The following is a 20583-nucleotide window of genomic DNA, read 5'->3' on the forward strand; positions in this document are numbered from 1 at the left end:
CTTCGCTTATTTTTTCAACCCAATAGGATGGGGAAAATCTCAAAAAAAGCTGCATATTCCACTAAAAATTAAGGCCTTATACTACTAGATGACATAAGATTAAAAATGGGTGACAAAAAATTTACTTTTTTTTAAACTAATATTAACATTATAATTACATGTCATTTAAATTGAAGTTAATTTAACGCTCTTAAATATTATATTTTAACAGTATCAATGGAAATATCGAGAAACCCTATACCTATTTATATTCTCAACTAGTATTTACTTAAAACAAATTAAAAAACTGCTTATTAAAGTAAAACTCATTGACATTATCGCAACATTACAAATAAGTAATTCATTTACAATAATTTATATAAAAAAATATTAATAAAATTTATAGAATTTTGTAGTTTGAACGATTAATTTTGAAATTAATTGATACCAAACAATAAGTTAGTATTACTATGTTGATTTCTATGCGAAAAGCGTTTACTGTCCATCTCAAAAAAGTCTTCACTTTTTAATGCTGTTTAATACATTTAAAGAATAATTCAATCTACGAACATTGTTTAAAAATATAGGCTATTTGTTGGGCTGATAAAAAGTGAAAATATAATAAACAAAAGGTTCATAATTAATGATATGGTTATCATCAATTATGAACCTTTGCTTCTGTAATTAACGGATACAGGGATTTGTGTATTGATTATAAAAGAATTTAGAGTTTTATTCCTGTTTAGGTTTTTCTAAAATGACTCCACCACAACGTACTCAACCACAAATCTATAGTTGAAGAATCAAACCATAACTATTGCTTTTTATGTCAAAGCTATCGTTACTACTTTTTCTTGGGCAATCAATATCAAAAAGTTTAAAAAAAATTATTTAGTTATTTTAATTACTATCGCTTCTTGACTAGCTAATGAAGTTCTTAGTTCTTTTGGAATCGAAACAACGATTCCGTCGTTTACTTTTTTGCTAGTCAATTTTTGTTTATTGCTCAATAAGATTGCTTTCAAACTGCCTTTTAGATCGGTTTTGAGAGTTATTTCGGCAGGCAATTCTTTTTCATCTTTTGTAGGCATATAAATGCCATAAATCGCATTCCTTTTTTGAGTATACCCCAGTTTTCCATCTAAGTAAGGCGCAACAGGTTTGGTGTCGTAGATAGCTTCACCGTTTACCGCCAGCCATTTCCCAACACCAGCCAAAGTTTTTTCAACTTTTGGATCAAATTCTCCTTTAGCATCTGGGCCAATTCCCAGTAAAAGGTTTCCACCTTTTACAACGATACTGGTCATCAGTTGCACTACTTCTTTTGAAGATTTATAATTATCATTTGGCACCCACCCCCAAGCGTTTCCAAGAGTTATGCAGCTTTCCCAAGGCACGCTTAGTGGTTTTACAGGTGTTACTTGCTCTGGAGTCAAATAATCCTCATATGCACTCGGAACCCAACGATCTACAACCAGCATTCCTGGCTGTTTTTTGCGGGCCGTTTCCGAAATCAATTTCATATCAATATCCATATCATAAGGATATTTACAGTATTCTTCGACTCTTTTATTGATGGTTGACAATGGACGAACCCAACATCCGTCAAGCCAAAGAATATCAACTTTTCCGTAATTCGTAGTTAATTCGTTCAATTGATTTTGAGTATATTTTACATAATTTTTCCATCTATCTGGAAATTTTGTAATGTCATACGTAGGGTTTCTGTCTTTTGGCGGATAATACGACCACCAGAAATCTTCAGTTCCAAAATCGGGTTTTGAAAAATAGACCCCCACTGCTAATCCTTCCTTTCTTGAAGCATCCAATACGTTTTTTAATACATCGGCTTTAGGATTTTTGGCATAAGGCAATGCTGGATTTGTAATTTTGAAATCGGTAAATTTCGAATCATACATACAAAATCCGTCATGGTGTTTGGACGTAAAAATTAAATATTTTGCTCCGGCATTTTTGACCATTTTGGCCCATTTTTCTGAATCCAGATTTGTTGGGTTCAATTTGTATTGTGCATTTTTGTAATCAGCAGCGTATTTGTTATAATTGTCATAACCGTCTCTGGTTACCCAAGGTTCAGGCACCAATCCCCAAGATTCAAGGAATCCCAATTGAGTGTAAAGTCCCATGTGAATTAAGACTCCAAATTTATATCCTTGCCATTTATCCAGATTGGCTTTTACCAATGGATCTTTAGTCCTAACATATCCCTCTTCTTCTGATTTATCAGCTTTCATGCTAAAATCACCCTGAGCGTGAATAGATAATGTACTAATACAGATACATGCAGTAAATAGTAATTTAAATTTATTTTTCATAATATAACTTTTTGCTGTGCATTTAGAGCTGCCATAATCACATTTTTTAATTTATTGAAATATGCTATTTTTAGGCTTTATTCCAACTCCTGTATTTGTGTCCTTTTATTGCAAAAAATAGAATCATAAGATAGGAAGGCAACAATATTAAATAAGCAAGTTGATTTCCACTTTTTGCTGTTCCTTCAAGAATTTCAGCTTGGTTGCTTACATCAATAGAATCGGCAATTGCACCATATAATAATGGAAAAACAGCACCACCTATAATGGCCATAATTAACATAGCACCACCAATTTTAGTATAACCTCCCAAGTCTTGAAGTGCCATAGGCCAAATTGCCGGCCAGCATAATGCATTGGAAAGCCCCATTAATGCCACCAGAATAATTACAAGTGGTAATAGGGGAATTCCAGGTAATGCAATCATTATATTAGGCGAAATAAACACAATTAATAATACCAAAATAACCCCCAGTAAACCCGATACTTTTAGAGCGGTGACTTGTGACACATATTTCGGAATTAAAGTTATCCCTAAAATATAACCTATAACCATGGCAGTCATAGTAAAGGAAGTTAGTTTTAGATAAAAATCACCATTATCACCATATACACCTAATCTTTTTCCGAAACCTCCTATTGAATCTCCTGCTAAAACTTCTGCGGCTACGTATAACATCAAAGTGATCACACCCAAAACTAATTGAGGTCGCTTTAAAACATTTCTTATTTGCTGAAAAATGCTTTGATGCGCCACATCTCCATCTTCATCCAGGCTTATTTCAGGAAGTGGCGAGAATTTGACCAATATTGCCAAAACGAATATAATTAATCCCATAAAAATATAAGGAACCTGCAATTGCAAGGCAAGAGAGTCTAATGCAGCTGCTTTCTGCGTAACGTTCAGAGAAGCAATTTTATCAGCGGTATAGTCTCCCATATTAGACAATACTAAAGTAGTTAATGCAAGTGGCGCTATAAATCCAGCCAATTTATTTGCCATTCCCAAAATACTAATGCGCGCTGCAGCGCTTTCGCGAGGACCAATCACCACGACATAAGGATTAGCGGCAGTTTGCAAAACAGCCAAACCTGTTCCCATAATGAATAATGCCCCCAAGAACATAACAAAAGTCCTTGATTCTGCAGCAGGATAAAACATAAGGGCTCCAAATGAAATAATGATCAATCCTATTGATAAACCATTTTTATAACCCACTCTTTCAATTAGTCCGGAAGAAGGAATTGCCATAACAAAATAAGCAATATAAAAGGCAAAAGTCACAAAATAGGCCTGTGATTCGGTTAATTCACAGGCTAACTTAAAAAACGGAATTAAAGGGCCGTTTAGCCAAGTTACAAATCCAAAAATAAAAAACATAAAAGTCAAAATTGCCATTGGTATCAATGTACTATTTTGTTTAATTGATAAGGTATTATTCATTACATTCATAACATTTTCGTTTATATTGATAATTTTAAATTAGTTTTTGCCTATGCATCTAAGTGATTAATTTATTATGCTTGTCCGTAATCACGCCAAATAAAACTGTTTGATACAGATTTGCTTCGCCTGTTCGCTATCGTTCTGATCACGAATTTGCACAAATGCTAAATGAAATCATAAAAAAATCGGTACCAATCTGTTTAATCCGTTCAATCTGTGGGCAATTTTTCGGCTTATTAGGGAACAAGCGGACAAGCATATAATTTATATTACTCTTCATTAGAAGGTTTCCCAATAGTTGCCAATATCCCTCCATCTACATAAAGAATATGTCCATTAACAAAATCACTTGCCTTAGAGCTTAAGAATATCGCAGCTCCTTGTAAATCTTCAGGTTCACCCCAACGGGCAGCAGGAGTTCTTTTTATTATAAAATCATTAAATGGATGACCATCTACTCTAATGGGTGCTGTTTGTTTAGTGGCAAAATATCCTGGACCAATTCCATTGGTTTGTATATTGAATTTAGCCCATTCGGTAGCCATGTTTTTGGTTAACATTTTTAAACCTCCTTTTGCAGAAGCATAAGCACTCACAGAGTCTCTACCCAATTCACTCATCATGGAGCAGATGTTTATAATCTTTCCACCTCCACGTTGAATCATACCTTTCGCTACATTTTTGGAAACAATAAAAGGGCTAATTAAATCCACTTTGATTACCTCCGCAAAATCTTCGACTTCCATTTCAATGATTGGAGTTCTTTTAATAATTCCTGCATTGTTAATCAAGATATCGATTGGTCCTACTTCGGCTTCGATTTTGTTGATATTTGTAATTACGGCAGTTTCATCGGTAACATCAAATATGTATCCATAGGCATCAATTCCCACTGATTTATATTCGGCAACTGCATTGTCTAAAGCAACTTGTGATGAACGATCGTTTATTACAATTTTGGCTCCTGCATGTCCAAGTCCTTTTGCCATAGCCATTCCCAGACCATGTACGCCACCTGTAACTAGTGCAGTTTTACCAGTTAAATCAAATAAGTTTATTGACATACGTATTTATTTTATTCATTTATTTTACAAAAATCATATCTTAATGATTTAAGTTGTCTCGGGTAGTCACCAAATAAAAGTATAATTGTGTGTCCCGAGACCAGAATCTATAAAGCTGTTTCTATTAATATTCCCATCTGACAAAAGCCTCCATTGCTGCATAAGTAGCAAGTCCTAGTTGTCTATAAAACATTGCAGTTTCACTGTTTCTGTCTTCGGCTCTTTGCCAAAATTCCCTTGCATCTGTCCCTTGAAAAACAACACCGTCTTTTTGTGATTGGTGTTTAAAGATTCCGTGACGTTTAGCCAAAACCTGATCTGGACTCATTGGTACAGCCATTTCAACTTCGTCGATCCCCCATTCCTGCCATGCTCCTCTGTACAACCAAACCCAACAATCATTCATAAACGGTTTTGGTTTTAATGCTTTTACAGCTTCAAAAATAGCATCCAGACATACTTTGTGAGTTCCGTGTGGATCCGCCAAATCTCCTGCAGCGTAGATTTGATGTGGTTTGATTTTTTCTATTAAATCCATCGTCAATTGAATATCTTCCTGACCAATAGGATTTTTCTCGATGGTTCCTGTTTCATAAAAAGGAAGCTCCATAAAATGAATTTGTTCGTCCGGCAAACCAACAAAATGGCTTGTAGCGCGAGCTTCTCCTTTTCTAATCAATCCTTTTATATATCTAACTTCCGGAATATCTATTTCACTGGCTTTTTTATTCTTTAAAAAAGCCACAGCCTTTTTATAAATCATTCCGGCTTCTTCATTTTTAATGCCAAACTTATCATTATAGTCACAAACAAAGCTGGCAAAACGCAATGCCTCATCATCAGCCACTGCAATGTTTCCTGAAGTTTGGTAAGCCACATGCACTTCATGTCCCTGTTGTTGCAGCCTCATGAAAGTACCTCCCATACTGATAATGTCATCATCAGGATGTGGACTAAAAATCAGAACACGTTTTCTAGCTGGTTCTGCTCTTTCAGGTCTGTTGGAATCATCAGCATTGGGTTTTCCTCCTGGCCAACCTGTAATTGTATTTTGTAATTTATTGAAAATTTTAATGTTGATATCGTAAGCAGGTCCTGAATTGGCCAACAAATCGCTCATTCCATTTTCGATATAATCGGCATCGGTAAGCATTAAAATAGGTTTCTTTAAATGAAGTGCTAAACCTAATACCGCTTTACGGATTAGTTTATCAGTCCAAACGATTTTTTCAACCAACCAAGGAGTATTGATTCTGGTTAGTTTTGAAGAAGCTTCTTTGTCTAAAACAAAAACGGCATTTTTGTGTTCCTGTAAAAAGGAAGCTGGTATCTGATTCGTCACCGTACCTTCAACAGAAGCTTTGATGATGTTTGATTTTCCTTCTCCCCAAGCCATCAGAATCACCTGTTTGGCTTCCATTATTTTTTTTACCCCAAGCGTGATTGCTGTTCTTGGTGTATTGCTCAATCCTGAGAAATCACCACTTGCTGCCACTCTCGTAATATGATCCAATGCTACTAATCTTGTTTTGGAATTCTGTAATGAACCTGATTCATTGAATCCGATATGTCCGTTACCTCCAATTCCAAGAATCTGTAAATCGATACCTCCCAAAGCTTCGATTTTAGCTTCATAATTGGCACAATAATCTGCTATTTCTTCTTTTGACAAAGTACCATCAGGAACATGTACGTTTTCAGGCAGGATATCAACCTGATTAAACAGCAATTCTTTCATAAATCGAACGTAGCTGTTTATAGAATCTGGTTCCATTGGATAATATTCATCCAAATTGAAAGAAATCACATTTTTAAAACTCAATCCTTCTTCTTTGTGTAAACGAACTAATTCGGCATACAATCCTTTTGGTGAAGATCCAGTTGCTAACCCCAATATGCAGGATTCGTTATTTGCCTGTTTTGATTTGATAAGTGCTGCTATTTGTTGGGCAACTGCTTTTGATGCTTCAGTTGAATTTTGAAAAACGACTGTATTAATATTTTCGAATCTTTTTTCAAATCCTGTGGCTTTGTCTATCGTACTTTTCATTGTATTTTAATCTTTTATTTTTAAGTTTATTATTCTTTACTAAAATATTATTTTGAAGCTGTTGCTTTAATCGAAACCAATGATCTTTTCAATTATGAATTACCTGAAGAACTGGTTCATTCGAAACCAACGGTCGGTATTATTTATTTTTTAAAACGTCTATGCATTTCATTTTCCAAAACCATAAAAAATATTTTCATTTTATAACTCCTACAAGTGCGGCTTTGCACATCATTAATAATTCAAAAAAGTCTATTTGTTATCTAAAATCAAAAAATCGGCAAGGAATCTTTTAAAATTCCTTTACAATCAGATGTGGTTCAATTTGTCAAACAATGAGAATACGCCATGTTTACAATTTCTTCAACAGTGGTCATCTATTTTCAATTAACTTCTTATACTTTATATATCATTAAAGACCAAAAATGGGTGACAAAAAATTTACTTTTTTTTAACATTACAATTGTATCAAGTAAGCGTGTACTTTTAGAACTTACTTTACATTAATCATTAAGCATCAATACTTTACGACAATATAGTATACAAAATAGAACGTATACTTATTCCAAAACTTTTTCTACTGCTCTGACTAGTGCATTACCATTATTGCACGTGTTTAAAAATTCATTAGCTCCAGCCTTAATATAACGCAATGCATAAACATTCTCCTCTTGTGCTAAAAACATGACTATTTTTACATTTTTTTGCAAATTCCGCAAAGTCTCTATTACCTTGCATTTTCTTCCAAAAGACAGATTAATGTCCAATATCACTAAATCAAAAATAATAGTGTGGCACGCAAGAAATGCGTCCCGAAAATTATGTACTTCAAAAGCGGAGACACTGTTAAGTTTTTTTTCTAACAAAATTGATGTCCCTGACCTTACATTTAACTGATCACCGACTATAAGTATATAATTATCCATAATTAAAAATTAAATTGAAATTTAATGAGTGACGCTATTTCTTTTGCAATAGCTTTCGACACAACCGATGAATTTTCATAAAACAACAGTTCTTATATTCTCAAATCTTTTTTCAAAGCCCATGGCTTTATCGATACTACTTTTTAGCATAACTTAATTTTTATAGTTTCTTTATTTCTATCTTTTACATTTATTGTTCTTTACATAACTTCGAACAAGGAGCTTTACAATTTCTATTTCACGATGAGTAAGACCTTCCAAAGCATTATAACTTTTCCCATTATACTTGAAAATGCAATCAATTTATTATAACGTCTTTCTCAAATTACTACTTCAGAATAGGATATACCTGTATTTTTTGCTTTCCTGATACTTTAATTTCGAATGGGCCTGGTGAAGGATTTTGCTCATTACGCTTATTTCCAGAATAGTCAACATTAATTTTTAGGGGAGAACTGTCTCCATTTTCAAAAGGTAAGCCAGTAACAATAGCTTTCGTTAAAGAATTTGTTGTTACCAAATTTCTTTTTTGTTGAGATAACCAATTTTTATCCATTGCTATTTCTAAATAAATTTTACCTCCCTCTGTCACCAAATTTACAGCTGCATCAAAATCTTTGTTTTCTATAAAATTCTTCTCTACAGCATCAGTAATTGGCATTTTATTAATCTTTTCCTTTTCTTCGTCAGTTACTTTACCTAAATCTCTTTCTTTGATGCCTGAAATTGCATTTTGTGCTCCTTTTGTATATACATTGCCATCAAAGATTACAGGCAAAATATTCTTCTTGTATAAGCTGGCATCACTTCCACTCACAAATAAATTGTTAATGAATTGAACATCTCCTGCTGGGTTATCAAGCAATCCATCAACATAAGTGGAATGTGGTTTCAGATAAGGAGTTAGACGACTGTCATAATATTTAACCTCCAATATTCCCGCAAATAAATTATGCGTAAATGCAAGCCCGCTTGAAACAGCCAGTAGATTTTTTTTGGAAAGAAAAATATTGTTACTCAAAAGTGTTGGTCCATGGTTTACTTCTAAATAAATATCGAGGTCGTTGTTATGTAACAAATTATTTTTTACCTGTGCTCCCTGTCCCATCCAATCCAACCAAATACCTAAATTGGAATTATAAATATGATTATTCTGTATTTGTACATCTACTCCCCCATGAAATTTAATAGCACCCATTTCTGCCCCACCAAACAATTTTCGTACATGAATATCATGAATGGTATTATCTTCCACAATACTGTAAGCACAACCCAAGCTACCAACAATTCCGGCTTGTTCACAGTAAGCAACGGTATTGTTACGTACCAAATGTCCTCCTATCGTTCCTTTATTCCAACCAAACTTCAAGGCTCTGTTAATGGTACCTACATATCCCATTGATGACTCGCTATCCCTGTTATCTAAAGAATCGTCGTATTTACCCAATGCGATTCCCACACATTTGGAATATTGAACGGTATTATTTTCGATAACCCAGCCCTTACTCCAGTTGGTACCAATCAATCCCATTTGTTCAGCCGTTGGAGGTGCCCAATTGGTTGCTGCCTGTTCCATTGTAAAACCTCGAACGGTTATAAAATTGGTAAATAATTTCTCTGGATAAAAAACTTTTTGACGAACGTTGATTTCGACCATTTCTTTATTAGGATCCACGTTTTTAAATTGTACCCATATAGTAGTTGTGGTAGCATCAACCTCAGCCCACCAAAGCGAGCCTTTTTCACTCACTGGTTTCGTTGCATCTTCTTTGGTCAATGCTTCCATCAACCAATCACCATTAAGATAAACGGCTCCAGTATGAAATTTACTTCCTTTTGGAGGCCAGTACCAAGCACCCTGAATTAAGTCACTATAAGGATTAAATTTTCCGAAAAAACTGTTCGGTATTTTTACAACCCAAGTATCATTTTCTGTTTTTTCCCAACCTTTAATTATTTCAGAACCTTTAATTTCAACTTTCTCTCCTTTGGCTGCTTGGTAAGTAATTCGTTTGTTTTCAGAATCACCTCCACGAGGAGGCGTAATTTGTTCCCTATAAGTTCCTGCATGAACTGTGATTACATCACCCGGCATTGCCAGATTGGCAGCAGTCGAAATGGTCTTGAATGGTTGAGCACTGCTTCCATCATTAGAATCATTACCATTTACCGATACATGGTATTCTTTAAAACGAGCTTTACTATTGGCCAAAGAACTACTTTGGGCATATATACTGCAGCTAATTAGCATTAACAACACATATTGAAAAACTTTTCTCATACAATTATTCATTTAAAATTGAGATTATGAATGTTACTTATTTATATTGATACTTGACCTAAACTAGCGTTTTGCACTAAATGTAACCGAGTTCAATTTTCTAAATTTGACACTCTGATTTCGTTTCCATATCAAACACAACCTATTTTGTTGTTTTTACACCCAATTCTGCAACAGTGATATAATTCCCATCGACACTACTTTTCCCGATGAATTTTAAATATCTGGCTTTTACTGGTACTTGCAAAGCAATGTTTTGCTCAACTGGATTGCTTTTCAAATTAGAAAATTCTCCTTCTGTAACTGTTGTCCAAGTTGTATTATCCATACTTGTTTGCCACTGGTAATTTTTTACAATTCCACCAGTTCCGTTCTGACGAGGCAAATAGGACAACGAAACGATGGTCATTTCTTTTCCCATATCGATACTAATTGACTGTGGTAAAGTTGTTGCTGACGTATTATCAGAAGTACTCCAAACAGTTTCAATATCTTCATCAATGGCATTTGATGATTTTTCTTTCTCCTGATTTTCAAAAGTTGCGGTAATTACTTTCCAGTCTTTTTTACAAACATTAAACGATTGAATTGCAGTTTCACCAGACTTCATATGTGTTCCAAATGATTTCGCTTTCACATCACCTGAAGCCAAAAATGAAAATGCACTTCCATAAACCGGAGATTGTGCAGTAGGTTCTGTTCCGTCAATTGTATAATGTATTTTGTTGACTGGCATTTCAGTGGAAATAGAAACCATTCCGTCTTTGTCTCTTTTAATTTTTGGAACTGCCAATTGTTCCGGTTCTTTAAACACTCCCACTTCGCTTAGAGCAATGCAAACAGGTGATTCTTCGATTCGAATTCTCAATTTTGCAGTTGAAATATAATTTTGCAAGCGAACCAATCGGTTTCCACCAATGCTGGTTGTTTCACCTATTTTTTTCCAACTTCCATCGACAAAAGCATCAATTTCTATTTTCTCAATGCGTTGACCTAGTTTGATGTTTTCTCTCAGGCGGATAACATTAAACGTTTGTTCTTTTTTCCATTCCAAAGTGATGAAAGCTTTCTTCACTTCATCACTTGTTGCCCAGTAAGAGTAACGGTCTTCATCAGTCAGATTTTTGGTCCCAAAAGACTTATAATCACCACCTCTAACTTCCGAAGCTTTGATTACTGCCGATTTTGCAAGGTTGTTAGCAAATAATTGTTTTAAGAAATCGCCAAAATCCCTCAACGCTTTTACATCATTTTGATGCAGCAAACCTGTAGTATCTGGTGCAAGTCCTAAATCTAAACAACCACCTCTTCCAACAGTTTTACAATAAATATCAAATAATTTTGAAACCGATTTTACCTGATCGTCTTCGTTAGCATGGTAAAACCATCCTTTTCTCAACGGAACATCACATTCGGCAGGTTTCCAAAACAGACCATTTCTTGTTCCCTCTAGTGCTTTTTTAGAATTGGTTTCTCCAGGTACGGCTTTTGTTTTACCCGGTAACGGTTCAGGATTAAAAGTTGCCCATGATGTTTCATTAGCAAACCCTTTTTCATTTCCTACCCAACGAACATCACCATTATCAGCAAAAATAACGGCTCCAGGCTGCATTTCTCTGGAAATAGCCCAAGTGGTGTCCCAACCGTAATAAGTAGAACGGTCAATATTTCTTTTTTCATTTTTGCCGCCATAATAACCATCACCACCATTGGCACCATCAAACCAAGTGATAAATAATTTTCCATAATTCGAATACAATTCTCTCAATTGTGCACGGTATTTTTCTACATATTCTGGTTTTCCATAATCTTCATTATTTCTGTCCCAAGGCGAGCAATAAAGCCCAAATTGCATTCCTGCATTCCGTGTTGCAACTTCAAATTCTTTCACCATATCGCCTTTTCCGTTTTGGAAAGGACTTTTGCTGATGTTGTAAGGCGTAGTTTTGGTCGGCCATAAACAGAATCCGTCGTGATGTTTGGCAACAAGAATCACTCCTTTGAAGCCTCCGCTTTTTGCAGCATTCACGATTTGATCCGCATCAAATTTTGATGGATTGAAAATTTTAGGATCAGCATCACCATACCCCCATTCTTTGTTCTGAAAAGTAGTAGGAGTAAAATGAACAAGAACATATTGTTCCATTTCCTGCCAACGCAAATGCTGTTTGCTGGGCAAAACTCCATACGGTGATGGGGCACTTACTTTTTGAGCGGTCACTGACAAAAACATCAAGCATCCCAAAATTGTTAATAATTGTTTTTTCATTTTAAATGAGTTTAAAAAATAATAAACCACCAAATCTATTTTACGTACGAGATGGTTGACTTTTCGGGTAAGTAAATCTCAAAATCCCGCTATGTGGAGTATAGTGTTTGCACTTTTTCGCCATAAATAGTTCAGGCTATTAATTAGAGAAACTAAATTATTTCAATTCCACATCAATTACATTTGGCATTACCGTTCTCTGCTTTGCAGATACATACACAGTCAAGGTTTCATTCTCAATGGTGTATTTAAGTTTGTCTTTGGAACCCAACAATGAAACTTTTTTGATGCCTAGTTTGGTTTTGAATTCGACTTTTTCATCCGTCAACGGTGCTTTTTCGTCTTTTTGAACTACAAAAAGATAACGGTGCCCCTTGCCTGCCGTTGCCGAAACTGAAGCCGATTCAGAAGCGTCAAGTGCTTTTGTCCCTTTGATCGAACTGCCATTTATCTTCATCCATTGCGCAAAATCCTTCAATTGATCATAGGTGTTGTTTGAAAAAACACCATCTTTGGTTGGACCATAATTCAACAAGAAATTAGTGTTCACAGCCCTGCTCTTAATCAAATAATCCATTAAAAAGGCACTAGATTTCATTGGTTTGTTTGTATATCCCCAATCCCAACCGGTACTGGTCACACAAAGTTCAGCCCATCCATCCTGTTTGGTGGTTGGCAAAGCTCTCTCCTGTTCAAAGGTTTTATAATCACCTTTACCAAAAAACCTAGGACTAACAACAATACCAGGTTGTAGCTGGTAAATGCGATCCATGGTGATGCATTCTTTCCAAGCCGGGTTTCCATGTGGGATATCTGGTCCTCCATCAAACCATATCATATCGATTTTGCCATATTTGGTTAGTAGCTCTTCAACCTGCCCTTTTATGTAGGCAGCCATTTTATCATAGTGTGCCTGCTTTTCGGCATCTGTTTTTATGGTCTTCTTCACTTGTAAATCGGCATCCAATTCGGGGATATCAGAATACATTTTTTTCAGTCCACCATACATGAAATTTTGATATTCACCATTTTCGCGCCAGTCTGGACCCGAATAATACAAGCCCACTTTTAATCCATATTCTCTACAAGCTGCCACAAAATCTTTGACCAAATCACGTCCGCCCATGTAATTTTTGGTACTGAAACTACCATAAGCACTTGGCCACAAAGCAAAACCGTCGTGGTGTCTTGTAGTCAAAACAGCATAGGTCATACCTGCTTCTTTGGCTGCTTTTACCCACTTTCTGGGATCGTAGCTTTTTGGATTAAATTCTTTGGCCAGATCCCAATACTGCGCAGGCGTAATACAGTTATTGGCTGCCTCACAAGGAGCTCCTTTGGTGTAATTTCCGGAATCCATTATCTTTTTCACTTCGGCGGGATCAAGTTTATTGTTGGCGGCACGCCACCCAATTTGCGTGCCCTGCATCATTGGCCAGGATGTATCTATTTCTTTTACTGAACAGATACTCCAATGTACAAACAAACCAAAACCCGCGTCAGGAAACCATTGCGCGTCAGGATTGGTAGTATGGCTGTTCGTGACTTTTTTATCCTCTTGGATTCCAAGTTGGGCATGCTGCATTTTTACTTGGTCGTTTTCCTTTTCTTTATCTTGCCCAAAAGTTTGAGATGAAACTATACTCAATAGCAAGCAGGTAATTAATTTTGTGGTTGTAAATTCTTTTTTCATAAATTATATTTTAGCTGTAACAATGTTTTTAAATGGTTTTAAATTGGATTAAAAGTATATTATCATAAATATTTAAATCTCATTAAATTAATTAAACACAAACCACTTCTGGCTTTTGGCAGGAATTGTAACTTTCAATTTAGTTTTAGTTCCAGTTAATGTCTGTTTTCTTGACACTCCATCATTTTCACTAACCGCTGCTTGGTTTTTCAATCCTGTATAATAAAGATCGACATCAATTTCTCTAACAATTGGCTCGTCCAATGGGTTATACACCATCAACAATCCTTTTTCTTTCCCAAGGGGGTTAACATGCAATATGGCATCATAATCCCTGCCATCGGCCCTGCGAAGATGGATAATATCCCCATCCAACACACTTCTGTGTTTTTTATAAAAGTCAACCCATTTTTTTACAAGTACCATAGTTTGTGGACTGTCATAAAGTCTCGGCCCGCGATAACAGGCCTGAACTCCGGCTCCGAAAAGGTTGGCCAAACGTTGTTCATAATGTGGTAAATGCTCTTTCAATGGTTCTATAGTTGCTGTTGGTCCACCACCGTGGTATTGCACCAATGGAACAAACATCCAACCCATCGAAGGTGTTTTTTCCCAAGTGCCATCAAATATGTTTTGGCGTTCTATCAATTCTTGGTATTCTCTTGGAAGTGACCAATTGGTCTCACGATATCCCATTGCTGTTTTAGATCCGCCATTCAAAAAATACCAATCTGGTATATTCAAATAAATTCCTTTTCCACGGCACCAACGGTAGAAATCCCGAATTTCCGTAAATTGCTTCCATTGGGAATCGCCCAAATCTTTATGCCCTATGTGAGTGGTTGATGCGCAAATATCTCCTGGATAGGAACCATCGTGTTCAAACACCCCTTGTCCCGTGGTTTCAAAATAGGTATACAGTTTTTTAAAATAATCTTGCCCCCATACACTTTGCAAGCAAGGAGCTTTACTAAACGTTGGCTTCATGTCCGGTTTGGGCATCACCACATCCGTTTCCTTGTTAATGGATCTGCTTGCGAGTAATGAATATCCTCCCAAAACAATATTTTTGGATCGAGCATAATCTTCTAATTTCTTCATTCGATCAAGATTGGCTGCAGAACCATCTTCCAGGTTTGCTCCACTTCCAAAGGTCATGATCACCATTTCAAACCCCACTTCTGCACATTGATCAATGGCTTCTTTAACCGATTTATCGTCAGCTTTACTCACGTGCATAATCGAAGGGTTTTCGGTTACCCATGGCGCAATGGTTCGATACAATTTTCGTTGGGATAATCCTCTCCTTTCACGGTCATAACTATCAAAAACAAGTTCCCAAAGTCTTACACTTTCAAACGATTTGCCTGAACTCAGTTCCTGATTAATGCCCATCTGTGGTTTGCAAACCAAAACATTGGGATTTTTCAAACCGTAATCTACTTGTGTTGTATAGGACGGGTCTGGTTGCCATTCTACAGTTTGTGAATTGGCCTTGGCATTCATGCCGCCAAAAGCATAATCTGTTTCCGTAAAAATAGGAGGCAATCGCCAAGTTTGCCCCGAGGCTTCACTCTCTACTTCTGTAGCAGCCAGATGTTCGCTTTTTACATTATTGACAAGTATTTCGGTAGAACTATTATTTTTGATTGTTACCCATTTGCTCATCAAAGGCAATCCGTCATAGACTTCATAATGTATTTGCACTTCCAAATCCGAAAGATAATCCAGTTTGGTTGTTTTGACCAAAGGCTCTCCCAGCATAACTACCTGATCTATTTTGCTTCGCCCGATGGCGCCCTTATCACTGCTTTCCTCTTTGCCTCCTCTTGGATCAGTTTTTCCAACACGAATAGCTGTTGGCATTGAAGCTAGCGGCAATTCGATACTTTCTGAAAAAATTTCTCCGTCTTCAGATTTACTGCAAGCCATCTTTTCTCCCAAGAACATGATTCGTATCCAAACATCCTTACCCGGATTATAACCACTCCATTGAAGTGACCTGTCTTGATGATTAATGGTTATGCGTTTGCCAGAAGGTTGAATGCAAAATTTACTGGTTTTGCCATCGGCAAACACCAATGAAACTCCTAATCCATAAGGGTTATACGGGCTGTTATTTTCTAAACCATCAGTTCCGCTATTCAATTTGCAAATAATTACCTGCGTGTCTTTTGGAATGGATTGCTCTGCATAGGCAATGGAATTGGTAGGTGCCAAAATTTCTCCCGCTTTCCCTTCATTATTAAACGAAACATTTGCCCCTGCTTCGGTCACTACTTTCCATTGGGATGACACTTCACGAAAATCGTCCTTAAAAATTACTTTTCGCTGGCTATCCGAAGAACTTGCATTGAAAATCTTGTCTATAATATAGGCATCTGCTTTATAGGTAAATGTAAGTTCCATTCCCTGCGGAGGCCATGCTAGTTGTTTTGGCATCCAATTTGTTTTTCTGTTCCATTCAAACCTTTCACGAATGGGATTTGTAGTAAATGAAACCAATTTCAAAGCAAACGGATCTGCCTTGAGTGTTGGTATCCATTTTTTTAGCAAATAATTTCCAATGGGCTGTCCCGTTAAGCCTCCCACTTTTATTTCTTGTCCGTTTATCCAAAGAACGGCTTCTGGTCCAACTGCCCTCAGCAGAGATTCATTGGTAACCAAATTATCAAAACCTATTGTGGCTCCATTTGGAGTCATCGAGAACATTCTTGTTACGAGCCCATTGCTTAAAGCAAGATTCCCTTCGCTGGTTCTATATATACCAGATTTTTTGGAGGTTTTGGCAAGCAGCCAATCTTCCTTACTTTGTAACCCGGTTTTGTCGTATAGTGGCAATTCTTTGGTGTCCAGATTTTGCGCAGAAACTTGTTGCACAGTTGCGCACAACATCATCAACAAAAATGAAAAAAACCGGTATTTAAAAAGTTGATTCAGAAGGACTCTCCCTTCTACAATACCGGCATAACCAAAACTAACACCAAAATATTTCATTGATTTCATTTTTATTCTTTTAATTTTTCAACTTCAACAGTTGCTTACGCATACTCATTTTGAGGAAAATTAACCTTGAAAGCATTTATTTTAAAAATCGTCTCTGAAATAAACGATTCGTTAATTTCACAATTCAATTTGTACAACATCTACCAGATTGGTACGTATGGATGCTTGAAGTTTAACTTGTACTTGTTGATCAACATAACTAAAATCTAACGATTTACCTGACCCCAACAACTTGACTTTCTTTGGTTTATTTGCTGTTTTTAAGGTCAACAAAATATCTTTGGCCGGAAGCCTGTCTTTCTCAAACACCCCATTGTCCTTAAATTCAGGGATAGCGAAAAGGTAACGAAAATTGTTGTTTGACGTTGCAGGTACCGAAGCGGTTTCATCAGTAGGCAATTGCTTTGTATTTTTTACTGCCTTGCCATTTGCTTTCATCCATTTTGCGATAACTTCCATATTCTGATACACAGCTTCTGACATAGAACCATCAGCTTTCGGACCAATACTTGGCAAATAATTAACGCCCCAGGCACGCATGGCAACATATTGCCCCAAGATAAATGCATTGGAACGAAAGGGAAGCGTATTGCTGTTACTCCAACTGTCTGTCCAAGTATTGCAGAACTCTGCCCAGATATCACCGGGATCCTTTGAAGGAGGAGTTCTTTCAAAAGTTATAAAATCGCCTGTGCCATGCATACGAGGATTCATGACTATACCTGGCTGCAAACGCCTGATCTCTTCCTGAGTGAGCACCTTGGTAGGATTATCTACTGCTGCACGGCCATCAAACCAGAGCAGGTCTATTTTGCCATAATTCGTGAGCAGTTCCGTTAATTGCCCACGTACCATTGCAGCATAGGCAGCACGGTGTTTAGCAGTTTCTTCGGCAGTTGGTTTTGAAGTTCGAGGATTCAAATTTGCATCCAATTCAGGGAAAGTGGGATTCAACACTCTTGACTCCTGAAAAAAGAAATTCTCATAATCCTTGTTAAAATACCAATCAGGTGGCGAGAAATAAAGCCCAACCTTTAAACCATATTTACGACAGGCATTTACAAAAGGTCTCACTAAATCCTTACCGCCCATAAAGTTTTTAGTGCTAAAATCACCATAAGCACTTGGCCATAGAGCAAATCCCTCGTGGTGTTTGGTGGTTATTACGGCATAGGTAAAGCCCGCTTCTTTCGCGGCCTTAATCCATTTATCAGGATCATAATTTTTTGCATCCAAATCCTTTGCCATTGCCCAGTATTCATTTGGGGTTATAATTGTCCTTTTACCATTTATTGCTTTGTAATCCCGCTCCTTTATTACCCTTTTAATTTCCAGTGTATCCATTTTTTTCGATCGTAGCTCCCAACCGATTACCATTGGCCAGGATGCATCCATATTTTTTACAGATGACAATCCCCAATGAACGAAAAGTCCTAACCCGGCATCGGGATACCATTGTGCATCAGGACTGCTCGTATGGGTATATGTAGCATTTTTATCTGCTACATTTCCGATTTGTCCATGCTCCAGTTTAACTCGATCCTTGTCTTTTTCTTGTCCAAAAATTGGAGATGATGCTATACTTAATAATAAGCAGGCAATCAATTTTGCGGTAATAAATTCTTTTTTCATAAACTAAATTTAATTGTAACTATGATTTCAATTGGTTAGAAATTTGGATTAGAAAAAGTATATTTTTCTAAATATTTTAATTGCATTGAATTAATTAAACACAAACCACTTCTTGCTTTTGGAGGGAATTGTAACTTTCAATTTATCATCAACAAAAAAGAAAAAAACCGGCATTTAAAAAGTTGATTCGGAAGGATTCTCCCTTTTACAATACCGGCATAACCAAAACTAACTCCTAAATTTTTCATTGCTTTTGTCTTATTTTTAAGTTCTATTATTGACCCATTTTTTATTCATTATAAGGAAAATCAAGCTTGAAAGCATTTATTTTATTTAAGGATTGTATTTGAAAAGGGCATAAATTAAATAGCTTATTTCCCCTGACACAAGCTATTTTTCATGCCCTTTTACTAACTAACCAAAAAAAATCACTATTTAAAAAAAACTACTAACATGCTTAAAATGAATGCCACGAAACCATTTTTCCAATATAATTATTAAAAAAAATCTTCGAAGTGAATAAATTTATTTATCAGTTTACTAAAAATGTATTTCCAAAATCGTATCGACTGCATCGATCTGAGTATTGCCTAAATAAACAAAAACACCTTCAGGCTGCTGTTTAAATTTCAGCTCCGTTTTTGTATTAAACAAATTACAGTTCTTGATTTTATTTTTCACATCAGGAATAAAGATGTACGATTCCTGTTTCGGTTTGTTGATGATATGAGCATACCAAGTTTTATCTTTGGCAGTAACTACTCCCCACTCTTGCGGTTTTAAAACTCCGCCTCTAGTGCCATAAATACTTGCTCCATTTTTCTTCATCCAGTCCCCGATTTCTCCTAACGTACTCACAAATTCAGGCTGAATGGTTCCATCAGGCATTGGTCCAATATTCAATAGAAAATTAGCATTCAAACCGGCAGCATTTATCATGTAATGTAAGAGGTCTTTAGTAGACTTGTATTTTCTATCTGTAATATTATAACCCCAAGATTCATTCATCGTCTCGCAAGTTTCTAATGGAAGTTGAGAAACAGCCTCTCCTCCCCAACCAGTTGTATTGCCACCTGGCAAATCTTTTTCGAATGCCTGAAAATCTTCTCCCGGAAGAGGAGCCTGATGACGGTTATTTGTAATAAGACAATCAGGTTGAATTGAATGAATCAATTTGTAAATTTCAATATAATGCCACTCAACCTTTGGTGTTGCTGTCTTGTCATTTGGATCCACCTGATCCCAATGTCCGTCAAACCAAATTCCGGTAATTTCTCCGTAATTAGTCAATAATTCGGTCAATTGTCCTTTCATAAAACTAATGTAACTGTTCCAATCACCTTTTTGAGTTCTGCCAGTTCCTTTTCCTGTTTTCCCTGTTTGGTATTGGTAATCGGTTCTTGTCCAGTCTAAAAGTGAATAATAGCAAAATAACTTAATGCCCTGTTTGTGACATTCATCAGCCAATTCTTTTAATAAATCTCTTTTGAAATGCGTATTTGTAATTTTCCAATCGGATAATTTAGTATCAAAATTACTGAAGCTATCATGGTGTCTCGTGGTGAAAGTAATGTATTTCATACCTGCCGATTTTGCAATCGCAACCCATTTCTTAGCATCAAAATCCTGAGGATTGAATACATTAATCAATCTTCCGTATTCTGATACTGTGATGTTTGTGTTGTTCATAACCCATTCCCCATTGCCAAGAACACTATAAGGTCCGAAGTGAATGAACATCCCGAACTTCATATCCTGAAATTCTTTTCTGTTTTTTAGATTCCCTTCAGAAGGGGTATACGTTTGTGCCTGCAAAGACATTGTAATAATACAACTCAATACTAGACTTGATAGTACTTTTTTCATAATTTTAAAATTGTGATCAATTAATTATAGTTTC

11 protein-coding genes are annotated in these 20583 nt (G+C 36.2%); all 11 read right to left on the bottom strand.

Going from position 1 to position 20583, the window contains the following annotated elements:
* Nucleotides 1–866 precede the first annotated feature (866 nt).
* On the bottom strand, nt 867–2315 hold the full coding sequence (locus tag ACUN3A_RS01295) for an alpha-L-fucosidase (RefSeq protein WP_445549543.1): 1449 nt from the start codon (nt 2313–2315) through the stop codon (nt 867–869).
* 70 nt (nt 2316–2385) lie between these two features.
* Nucleotides 2386–3768 (bottom strand): sugar MFS transporter, encoded by a 1383-nt coding sequence (locus tag ACUN3A_RS01300; protein WP_445549544.1) that lies wholly within the window; start codon nt 3766–3768, stop codon nt 2386–2388.
* A 263-nt stretch (nt 3769–4031) separates the two neighbouring features.
* Entirely contained in the window at nt 4032–4826 is a 795-nt protein-coding gene (locus ACUN3A_RS01305) for a gluconate 5-dehydrogenase (protein WP_445549545.1), read from the bottom strand.
* A gap of 124 nt (nt 4827–4950) precedes the next feature.
* The gene (gene nagB / locus ACUN3A_RS01310) at nt 4951–6876 is read right to left on the bottom strand and encodes a glucosamine-6-phosphate deaminase (protein WP_445549546.1); all 1926 of its coding nucleotides are present in this window, start codon (nt 6874–6876) and stop codon (nt 4951–4953) included.
* Between the two features lie 560 nt (nt 6877–7436).
* Nucleotides 7437–7802 carry a response regulator gene (locus ACUN3A_RS01315; RefSeq protein ID WP_445549547.1) on the bottom strand — a complete coding sequence of 122 codons (366 nt, stop codon included), beginning with the start codon at nt 7800–7802 and terminating at the stop codon, nt 7437–7439.
* A 328-nt stretch (nt 7803–8130) separates the two neighbouring features.
* Nucleotides 8131–10083 (bottom strand): right-handed parallel beta-helix repeat-containing protein, encoded by a 1953-nt coding sequence (locus ACUN3A_RS01320; protein ID WP_445549548.1) that lies wholly within the window; start codon nt 10081–10083, stop codon nt 8131–8133.
* A gap of 142 nt (nt 10084–10225) precedes the next feature.
* On the bottom strand, nt 10226–12352 hold the full coding sequence (locus ACUN3A_RS01325; RefSeq protein ID WP_445549549.1) for an alpha-L-fucosidase: 2127 nt from the start codon (nt 12350–12352) through the stop codon (nt 10226–10228).
* Nucleotides 12353–12509: 157 nt separating this feature from the next.
* Nucleotides 12510–14045 carry an alpha-L-fucosidase gene (locus tag ACUN3A_RS01330; protein ID WP_445549550.1) on the bottom strand — a complete coding sequence of 512 codons (1536 nt, stop codon included), beginning with the start codon at nt 14043–14045 and terminating at the stop codon, nt 12510–12512.
* Nucleotides 14046–14132: 87 nt separating this feature from the next.
* Complete coding sequence (locus tag ACUN3A_RS01335) at nt 14133–17051, bottom strand: hypothetical protein (protein ID WP_445549551.1); 2919 nt, start codon at nt 17049–17051, stop codon at nt 14133–14135.
* 117 nt (nt 17052–17168) lie between these two features.
* Nucleotides 17169–18683, bottom strand: a complete 1515-nt coding sequence (locus ACUN3A_RS01340; RefSeq protein ID WP_445549552.1) for an alpha-L-fucosidase — start codon at nt 18681–18683, stop codon at nt 17169–17171.
* A 540-nt stretch (nt 18684–19223) separates the two neighbouring features.
* A complete protein-coding gene (locus ACUN3A_RS01345; RefSeq protein WP_445549553.1) occupies nt 19224–20549 on the bottom strand; it encodes an alpha-L-fucosidase in 1326 nt (441 codons plus the stop codon).
* Between the last annotated feature and the right edge of the window lie 34 nt (nt 20550–20583).

Source organism: Flavobacterium sp. WC2509 (genome assembly GCF_052683105.1).